This window comes from Nocardia sp. CWNU-33 (assembly GCF_046764895.1).
Classification (GTDB): domain Bacteria; phylum Actinomycetota; class Actinomycetes; order Mycobacteriales; family Mycobacteriaceae; genus Nocardia.
Genome location: NZ_JBKOQN010000007.1, coordinates 57,291 through 57,608, shown reverse-complemented (window position 1 = coordinate 57,608; position 318 = coordinate 57,291). Strand labels below are relative to the sequence as shown.

The 318-nt window shown below is 73.9% G+C and carries 1 protein-coding gene; it reads left to right on the top strand.

Annotated elements, in window-relative coordinates; translation table 11 throughout:
* Nucleotides 1-103: 103 nt before the first annotated feature.
* Nucleotides 104-318: hypothetical protein (locus ACLMAL_RS11480; RefSeq protein WP_411999043.1), on the top strand; the 215-nt coding region annotated here is incomplete at its 3' end.

Here is a 318-nt window from a genome sequence, read left to right as displayed (position 1 = left end):
CCACCCGACTCACCCTCCGGAATCCCATCCGGCCCAAACTGCGGAATGTGCGCAGGATCCGTAATCGGCCGACCACCCGGCGGATGCGCGCCCGGTGCGGCGGGTGCCGATCCCCCCGGTGTACCCGGTGCCGCCGGGGCAGCAGGTCCGGGTGCCGGAGCAACTGGCGGAGCAGCTGGCGGAGCAGCAGGCGGAGCAGCAGGCGGAGCAGCAGGCGGAGCAGCAGGCGGAGCAGCAGGCGGAGCAGCAGGCGGAGCAGCAGGCGGAGCAGCAGGCGGAGCAGCAGGCGGAGCAGCAGGCGGAGCAGCAGGCGGAGCA